At 49.4% G+C, this 8,671-nt stretch carries 8 protein-coding genes and 1 tRNA gene; 5 read left to right on the top strand and 4 right to left on the bottom strand.

What is annotated here, in order from left to right:
- Positions 1 to 292 precede the first annotated feature (292 nt).
- Both B2118_RS04120 and B2118_RS04115 read left to right on the top strand, forming a co-directional pair.
- Complete coding sequence (locus tag B2118_RS04120; protein ID WP_428053447.1) at positions 293 to 1,045, top strand: pirin-like C-terminal cupin domain-containing protein; 753 nt, start codon at positions 293 to 295, stop codon at positions 1,043 to 1,045.
- Positions 1,046 to 1,079: 34 nt separating this feature from the next.
- A complete protein-coding gene (locus tag B2118_RS04115) occupies positions 1,080 to 1,832 on the top strand; it encodes a hypothetical protein (RefSeq protein ID WP_428053446.1) in 753 nt (250 codons plus the stop codon).
- Between the two features lie 72 nt (positions 1,833 to 1,904).
- Here B2118_RS04115 and adhE read toward each other — a convergent pair whose 3' ends face one another.
- Positions 1,905 to 4,550, bottom strand: coding sequence for a bifunctional acetaldehyde-CoA/alcohol dehydrogenase (gene adhE, locus B2118_RS04110; protein ID WP_428053445.1), 2,646 nt, complete (start codon positions 4,548 to 4,550; stop codon positions 1,905 to 1,907).
- Between the two features lie 191 nt (positions 4,551 to 4,741).
- Between adhE and B2118_RS04105 the strand changes: the two genes are divergently transcribed.
- Positions 4,742 to 5,377 carry a redox-sensing transcriptional repressor Rex gene (locus tag B2118_RS04105; protein ID WP_428053444.1) on the top strand — a complete coding sequence of 212 codons (636 nt, stop codon included), beginning with the start codon at positions 4,742 to 4,744 and terminating at the stop codon, positions 5,375 to 5,377.
- A 39-nt stretch (positions 5,378 to 5,416) separates the two neighbouring features.
- Here B2118_RS04105 and B2118_RS04100 read toward each other — a convergent pair whose 3' ends face one another.
- The 3 genes from B2118_RS04100 to B2118_RS04090 are packed head-to-tail and all read right to left on the bottom strand — an operon-like array spanning position 5,417 to position 7,419.
- Positions 5,417 to 6,583 carry a tetratricopeptide repeat protein gene (locus B2118_RS04100; RefSeq protein WP_428053443.1) on the bottom strand — a complete coding sequence of 389 codons (1,167 nt, stop codon included), beginning with the start codon at positions 6,581 to 6,583 and terminating at the stop codon, positions 5,417 to 5,419.
- 1 nt (position 6,584) lies between these two features.
- On the bottom strand, positions 6,585 to 7,280 hold the full coding sequence (locus B2118_RS04095; RefSeq protein WP_428053442.1) for a hypothetical protein: 696 nt from the start codon (positions 7,278 to 7,280) through the stop codon (positions 6,585 to 6,587).
- Positions 7,273 to 7,419, bottom strand: a complete 147-nt coding sequence (locus B2118_RS04090) for a hypothetical protein (RefSeq protein ID WP_428053441.1) — start codon at positions 7,417 to 7,419, stop codon at positions 7,273 to 7,275. Before B2118_RS04090 ends, B2118_RS04095 begins: the two co-directional genes overlap by 8 nt.
- A gap of 167 nt (positions 7,420 to 7,586) precedes the next feature.
- Between B2118_RS04090 and B2118_RS04085 the strand changes: the two genes are divergently transcribed.
- Together B2118_RS04085 and B2118_RS04080 are read left to right on the top strand one after the other, a co-directional pair.
- Positions 7,587 to 7,661 (top strand) — tRNA-Arg (locus B2118_RS04085).
- Between the two features lie 231 nt (positions 7,662 to 7,892).
- Complete coding sequence (locus B2118_RS04080) at positions 7,893 to 8,294, top strand: copper resistance protein NlpE (protein WP_428053440.1); 402 nt, start codon at positions 7,893 to 7,895, stop codon at positions 8,292 to 8,294.
- Positions 8,295 to 8,671 lie beyond the last annotated feature (377 nt).

Genomic DNA, 8,671 nt, shown 5'->3' with positions numbered 1-8,671 from the left:
TACGACTTTCCAGGATGACGGCGACGACCCACAACCACAGCCCAAGCAGCAGGTCCAGAAAGCCCTGCGGTCTGCCAGTTCAGAATGACCCCCAATTTTTATGACGACTTTGTTTTATTTATTGATGTTGTTTCGTTTGCTTGTGTCAATGCAAAAAGAGTGTCGCCCAATTAATCGTTACCCTGCGCATAGAGGGGCCCGGTGCGCAGCACCCAACTAATCAATTTCTAGGTGTTTAAAAGGGCTCTCGGTTTGGGTACAATAGAAAGTAAGTACCCTGTGGGAGGGAAAAATGACAACCGCTCTAAAACCCAAAAAAACAATGTGGAAGAAGGCCCCTGTCGGGCCGTGTATGGTGGTCCGCCGCCTGATAGACCGCCGCAACGCCGCGGCATTGGACCCATTTTGCTGGCTGGCCGTGTGCTATTGCAGTGCGGACTTTGACCGTTCCGACATATTGGCCCCGTCCGCCGTGCCGGGCAGGGACCGTTTAAACTATTTGGTAACCGGGCCCAGCGAGGAACCAGAACTATTAGACGAACTTACCAGCCAAGCGGGCATTTCCCGCTGGATAAATACGATAGGCGGGCTCAAACGCCATACCCCGGCTAAAACCGTCTATATTTTAAATGCGGAACTGTGGCTCCACGCCGATTCCAGCACCGAAAAGCCGCAAAATTTGCAGACAGAGAGCGAAAACGTCCCGCTGGTGGCTGAATACTACGGGGCGAATGTGCGCGTGCTGTGCGGGCAATTTGAGGGGAAAACAGGCCCCTTTAAACCCTCGTGCGGGGAGTGCCTAATGCTGGATGTTACGCTGTCGCCCGGGGCTTCGTTTGGGTGCCCGGTGCCGCCCGAAAATAATACGCTTGTGTATGTGTTTGGCGGGCGGGCGCACTTTGGCGAAGGGGAAAAACTTTTTTTCGGAAAAGATTCCTTTTTGCATATGTCAGGCGGAACCGTAACGGCTTATACCTTGCAGACGGGCGCGCGCTTTTTGCTGTTGTCCGCCCCGCCAAAAACGGGCAAAAGCCTTGAATTTTGATAAAATACCAGTAAATTAAAAGAAAGGGGATTTTATGAAAAAATGGATACTTGTGTTATTCTGTGCGCTATTTGCGGGCCCGGCGGCGGCCCAAATCCAGCGGTCCTACCATTATGGGGTAGTGCCGACGGAAAACATTACTACCTTTGAGGTAAATCCCTCGCTGACCACGATTGACGACAGCGCGGGGATTTCGTCCAGCCAACTTACGTTAAAGACCTACCGCGTGATTAGCCCCCGCTATAACTGGGGGGTGGAAGTGCCGCTCGCGCGCTACGAATCGCCGGAAAAGTCCGTTAGCGGGTTGGGGGATGCGCTGGTCAGTATGTCTTGGCTGAACCCGCAGGCGGACGGCGTGTTTGGCTACGGTGTAAAAATGGAAATGTTTGTGCCCACGGCTACCGATAAACGCTTGGGGGCCGGAAAATTGCAGGCCAGCCCGTCCGTGTTTATTTTGCGCAGACTTTTTGACGGGGCCTATGCGGCCTTGGGGTACAAGTATTATGTTTCCGTGGCGGGCGACCACGCGCGCGACGATATCAATATGGGCCGCTTGCGCTTAAATATGGGATACACTTCGCCCAACGAGTGGTGGGTAACCACGAACTTGTACTATTATATGAATTACGAACACGGCGGCCAGGCGGAACTCATCCCCGAGGTGGAAGTCGGCACATTGGTTAATGACGGCACGGCCTTTTATGCCAACGTCAGCACTCACGCCGCGGGCAACTGGAAGAGCAAGGATTGGGGCATTAGTATCGGCTTTAAACTGCTCTATTTGTAGGCGCTATTTAGGCACATAAAACAGCCCCGGGTATTACGCCCGGGGCTGCTTTTCATAGTCTCTCTACTAGGCCTAGTCGGCTTTGTGTTTGACGGGTTCGCCGTAGTACGCTTTCAGGTACAAGTCCTTAATTTCGCTGATAAGCGGATAGCGCGCGTTGCCGCCGGTGCACTGGTCGTCAAAGGCCAATTCGGAAAGTTTATCCAAGTTATCCAAGAATTCCTTTTCCGGGATGCCGTATTCTTTGAGGGATTTCGGAATATCCAATCTGTTTTTCAGGTCCGTAATCATCTCAATCAGTTTTTCAACCTTGGCATCTTTGTCGTCGCCCATATTGTTGTGGGGGAGTAAGAAGTCCACAATCTTGGCGTAGCGGCCCTTCACAAACGGGTATTTGTACTGCGGGAACAAGCCCTGTTTAGTCGGTTTATCCGTGGCGTTGAACTCAATTACATACGTGAGCAACAGCGCATTGGCCAAACCGTGCGGAACGTGGTACATAGCACCCAATTTGTGCGCCATAGAGTGGCACAGCCCCAGGAACGCGTTGGCAAATGCCATACCGGCAATGGTGGCCGCGTAATGCATTTTTTCGCGGGCGTTGATGTCTTTGGCACCCAAGGTGTAGGATTTTTCCAAATATTTGAATACCAAGCGCATCGCTTCCAAGGCTTGCCCTTCCGTAAAGTTAGTGGAATAGACGGAGGTGTAGGCTTCAATGGCGTGGGTCAGCACGTCCAAGCCGGACCAAGCCGTCAGTTTTTTAGGCATACCGAGTACAAATTCCGGGTCAATAATAGCCATATCGGGCGTTAAGGCATAGTCCGTAATAGCGTATTTGGTGCCGGTTTTTTCGTCGGTGATAATGGTGAACGGCGTAACTTCGGAGCCGGTACCGGACGTGGTCGGGATAGCAACCATCGTGGCTTTTTTGCCCAAGGGCGGAGCCGCGTAAATGCGTTTGCGGATATCCATAAAGCGCATAGCGATATCTTCAAAACTGGTGTCCGGGTTTTCATACAGCAACCATACCATTTTGGCTTCGTCCATAGCGGAACCGCCGCCAAGGCCAATGATAATATCCGGCTGCCAAGAGTTGGCAATCGCCAAGGCTTCGTTGACGTTGGAGATGTTCGGGTCCGGCAGTACGTTGGAGAAGACGCGGAATTTAATGTTGAGCCCTTCCAAAACGTCGGCTACGGAGCGGACGTGGCCCAACTGTTCCATCGTTTTATCCGTAATGATGTACGCGCGCTGTTTGCCGGCGAGTTCCGCCAAGGCCTGAGAGAGCGCACCGCGTTTGAAGTAGATTTTGTGCGGTACTTTGTACCAGTACATATTTTCGCGGCGTTCCGCGACGGATTTCACGTTCATAAGATGTTTTACCCCAATGTTTTCGCTGACGGAGTTGCCGCCCCAAGAGCCGCAGCCAAGCGTCAAAGACGGAGCGAGTTTGAAGTTGTACACGTCGCCGATGGCACCCTGGGAAGAGGGAATATTAATCAGCGTGCGGGCGGTGGGCATATCCTTAAAGATATCAATGTGTTCTTCGTTGGATTCATCGGTATAGAGTACCGAGGTGTGTCCGGCGCCGCCGTAGAGAATCAAATCGCGGGCGAGTTCCACCGCTTGGTTGAAATCTTTGGCGCGGTAGAAGGCCAACACGGGGGAGAGTTTTTCACGCGCGAAGACTTCTTGGTCGTTTACTTCGCTGGCTTCGGCGATTAAAATCTTGGTTCCGGCGGGAACTTTAATGCCGGCCATTTCCGCAATCTTCATAGCGGTTTGGCCCACAATGCCGGAGTTGAGTTTGCCGTTTACTACAATGGTTTCGGCCAATTTCTTGCGGTCTTTGCCCGTTACAAAGTGGCAGCCGCGGGCGATAAATTCCGCCTTTACCTGTTCGTAAACGGGTTCTTCTACCACGACGGACTGTTCGCTGGCGCAAATCATACCGTTATCAAAGGTTTTGCTCATAATAATGGAACTTACGGCCATTTTGATATTGGCGGTAGCGTCAATGACTGCGGGGGTGTTGCCTGCACCTACGCCCAAGGCCGGTTTGCCGGAGGAGTAGGCGGCTTTCACCATACCGGGGCCGCCGGTGGCGAGAATCAAGTTAATGTGCGGGTGGTGCATCAAAGCGTTGGAAAGCGGCATCGTCGGGTTTTCAATCCAGCCGATGATGTCTTTCGGGGCGCCGGCTTCCACGGCCGCATCTAATACGATTTTAGCCGCGGCGATGGTGCATTTTTTAGCGCGCGGGTGCGGAGAGAAAACAATACCGTTGCGGGTTTTCAAGGCCAAAAGGCTTTTGAAGATGGCGGTAGCCGTCGGGTTGGTGGTGGGGACTACACCGGCAATTACGCCGATAGGTTCCGCCACTTTGCGGTAACCGAAAGCGTCGTCGTCGGACAGGACGCCGCAGGTTTTAGTATCTTTGTATTGGTTATAAATGTATTCGGAAGCGAATTGGTTTTTGATTACCTTATCTTCCATTACACCCATACCGGTTTCTTCCACGGCCATTTTGGCCAAGGGAATACGTTGCTGCGCAGCGGCAATAGCGGCCGCGCGGAAAATTTTGTCCACCTGTTCTTGCGTATAAGTAGCATAAATGCGCTGGGCGGCTTTTACCTTATCCACGACTTGGGTCAAATGTTCCAATTCTTCGGGAGTGGCAACAGCCGGAGCAGCGGCAACTTTCTTTTCCGCCATAATTTTCTTGTTCTCCTTTAAGTGTCTAAAATACCTTTTATAGATATTTCGTTATCTATATTTTAACTTTTGGGGGTTTTAAAGTCAATAACTCCTCGGCAGAAGGGCGTTTTCAACTTGACAAAAACGAATTAAAAAAGATAACATAGATATCAAGATATCCAGTAGTTTACGACGGAGCATTTTTATTTATGAGCCTTTTTCACCGTAAAAAAGAGATTAGCGTCCAAACCATACGCCGCCTGCCCCAATACCTGCGTATTTTTTATAACTTGCATACTTACGGGCGTGAATTGGTTTCCTCCACTACGTTAGCGGAAGAAACGCAACTGCTGCCGATTGTTATTAAAAAGGATTTGCAGGCCGTCGGCGCGCCCAGTAAATTGCGTGCGGGGTTTAAAGTGGCGGGGACGATAGAAGTGATTGAAAAGTTTTTAGGCTGGAACAATTTAAACAAGGCTTTCCTCGTGGGGGCGGGGCATTTGGGTTCTGCGCTCTTGGGCTTTGCCGGGTTTAAAAACCACGGGCTTGAAATCGTAGCCGCGTTTGATACGCACCCGGAAATTGTGGGAAATTCCCTGCACGGCGTGCGCGTGTATCACACGGCACAACTGGCCAGCATTATTGAGCGGGAAAATTTAAAAATCGCTATTTTGACTGTCCCTGCCGAAGCCGCCCAAGGCATTACGGATACTTTGGTAGCGGCGGGTATTAAGGCGATATGGAACTTTGCCCCCGTTAATTTGACGGTGCCGGAGGGGGTAATCGTACAGAAGGAAGATATCTCTTCGGGCCTAGCCGAACTGTGCGCCAAGTTAAAGCGGTAGGTTTTTAAAAAAATCCCCGGGCTGATAACCCGGGGATTTTTACTTATAAAGGATAGCGCGGAACTCGGCGGTTTTGTTAATACTTTTAAACATCCAGCCTTTTTGGTCCTCATCGTAGAGAGATTCAAAATTTTTAAAGTTGCGCCGCACCGCTTTATCCAAATTGTCATACATATTTTTGCGGTCTTTTTTGGCTGTCCAATACACGCCTGCCAAATTGACATATGGGGTCGGGCTCGTGCCGTCCAGGCGGATAGCGGCTTCCAAATCCTCTTTGGCGCCGTTCCAGTCTTTCAGTTGCATTTTTACAAAGCCGCGGTTGTTGTACGGAATAGCCCACTTGGGCGAAAGTTCTATGGCGCGGGAATAATCTTCGGCCGCGTGTTTAAAATCCTTCATTTCCTCATACACAAGCCCCCGGCGGTTAAAAAACAGTGCTTCGGGTTGTAATTTTAACAGTACGGTATAGTCCGCAAGGGACGCCTCAAAATCGCCCATATCCTTAAACGCACTTGCCCGGTAGCGGTACGCGGAAGCATAGGCGTCGTCGCGGTTGATGGCCTTGCTGTATGCGGAAACTGCCTCATCCAACCGACCTTGGCCGGCAAAAATGCGCCCTTGCCAATAGTGCAAGTCGGCCGAATCGTTGCCGGCGGCCTGTTGGGCGGTTATCAAATTCTCCGCCGCTGAATAGCGGTAGGCGGCCAAATATACGGGGATTAATTCACGCCCCAGGGTTTCGGACGGCGCGCGTTTGTTCAAATATTTTTGGTAATCGGCAATCGCGAGTTCATACTTATTTAACGCCACATTGGCTCGCGCCCGCGCCAAATAAAATTCCCGGTGGGCTGGCTTTAATGAAATGGCCTTCGTCAAGTCCGCCTGCGCGAGCGAAGCCCGCCCCGCCTGCATATAGGCCAGCGCCCGGGCATAATAGCGGAACGGGTCCTTGGGGCGGAGCGATACGGTTTTGGAATAATCGGCCAGAGCCTGGTTAATTTTGCCGCTTGCAAAATACGCATCGGCGCGGTAGTGATAGGCGTCCGCCAGTTTGGGCGATTTGGAAATCGCCTTATTTAAAAGTTTAATTTGGGCGGCGGGGTCCGTTTGTTTTTTAGCACGGTTCAATAACTGTAATCCCGTTTCCGCCGATACGGAAAGGGAAATAAACGAGAAAAGTATTACAAGTAAGCATTTTTGAATCATATTATTTTAACCAAAATACGAGTAAGAAATTTAGCGTCAGGGCCACAGCGCCCAACACATATAAGAGTACCAAAAGTAACGTGGAAAATAAACGCAAATTAAGGAAAATCGCGCCCACCAAGGTAGCCCGGCCCGCAAACAATTTGCCCAGTTGCACCGTTTGGCCTGAAATTTTAACCACGCGCGCCAAAAGTACCGAGCGCATCGCGAGCGAAGTTACCCCCAATAAAAGCCGCGTTAAGGCGCGCCCGAAGGAGGTTTTGCGCCCTTGGTTAAATTCACCAAACACTTCGCGCACGCTGCCGGAAACGATGACCTTGGCTTGGTCCTTGGCGAGGCCCTCGTTCATATCGTCAATTTTATTGGCGGCGGCCTGTTTCACTTGGTCCAGCGTATTATCAATAAACTCTTCCCAAGTGGCGCAGGCAATGCGCAGGGCAAACGCACACGCCGTGATAAAAGCATATGCAAAGGCAACCAGCCCATAGCCTAAAAAGAGCGCACCAACGAAGATAAACTCCACCGGGGCAGGCAAATGCGCGGGCGCCAAAACAAAGGAATAAACGCTGTACACCGAGATAATAAACAACCCTAGCCCGGCGGCCAAATGCGGCAGAAAAACTTTGCGCAAAATATCCGCAAGCCCTTGCAAGGCTTGTGTAAATAGGGCGCCAGCCGTCGGACGCAGGTTAGTCATTATGCCCGTGGCAGCAGCCACAGCATCCGCCGCAAACGTGGCCCGCGGATTTTTTAACGGACGGTACGCGGTCGGACACTTTTACGACTTTTCCTAATTTTTTATCGTACACATAGGTACCTGTTTTTGCTTCGTTCATACTGTTATTATAGCAGTTTGGGGTGCCCGCGCGGAAAGAAAAATGATATAATAAATACATCAGTTTACGACGGGAAAATAAATTTTTACAAAACCCGTTGAAAACTATAAATAAAAATGTTAAAATAATTAGGTAGTAAGAAATCCGCAAAACAAAATCCGATTTAAGCGCCCATAGCTCAATGGATAGAGTGTCAGCCTGCGGAGCTGAAGATACAAGTTCGATTCCTGTTGGGCGCACCATATAAACCACGCGAAAGCGTGGTTTTTTGTGCGCGAATAAGGCGAATTTGTATGTTGTTTTCTACAATACGGCCTTGGGCGCACCATATAAAAGACCCGAGATATCTCGGGGTTCTTTATGGACTATATTTGCCTTTAACGCGCGATACCTAGCGAATTTTTACATTTAACATTTAATAGCGAGATTCTGGAGTATTGGGTTTTTGATAAAATAGTAAAAAGGAGAAAATTATGAAAACAAGTATTATATTGGCGGTTGCTGTTTTGATAGGAGCTTGCAATAAACCTGCTCCGGTTATGGATAAAGTCGTACCAGCGGACCACACCTCAGTAGTTGGGGAAACTTATACGGGGATTTTGCCTGCGGCGGATGGGCCTGGTATTAAAACGACGGTGGTTCTTTTCCCAAATGGTACATTTACTTGGACGAGTGAATATTTGGGAAAAGCATATGGAGTGTTTGAGGATAGTGGAACATACACGGTGGAAAACGGGGTAGCCACGCTTACGATTCCCCAACAGGAGGGGTATTATTTGAAACTTTCGGATGGACAGGCGTTCTTGTTAGACCAAGACAAGCAACTTATTTCAAATGATCTTGCTGGACAATATGTGTTAAAGAAAACTAATTAACAATGATAGAGTTTATAAAAAATCATTAACCATCGGTTCGGCCGGTGGTTTTTTGTTAATAGAACGCGTGTCGTTTTAAATAAATATACTGCGACGGGATGTTGTCGCGCGGGTTTATTATCCTATATATGCAGTACAAATTATATATAGGAGAAATATATGTCGGAGCCCAAATGCGAATGCAATACATGTTGGCAGTTGTTTATTAACGCCACTCCTTTTCACCAAATAAGTTGTCCAGCTTGAGGTGGCTGATATTTCGCAAGTGGTAGCTATGATTATGTCCAGTCTTAATGGTGTCTGAATTCTCAAAGGCCGCTATCGTAAGGTGTTTTTAAAATATACTCGTCTATTTTAAATTTTTATGATTCCTATCA

Origin of the sequence: Candidatus Avelusimicrobium stercoris, assembly GCF_002437085.1 — a bacterium.
Classification (GTDB): Bacteria; Elusimicrobiota; Elusimicrobia; order Elusimicrobiales; family Elusimicrobiaceae; genus Avelusimicrobium; species Avelusimicrobium stercoris.
Note: the sequence above shows the minus strand (reverse complement) of the source record. Positions and strands in the feature narration are given on the sequence as shown.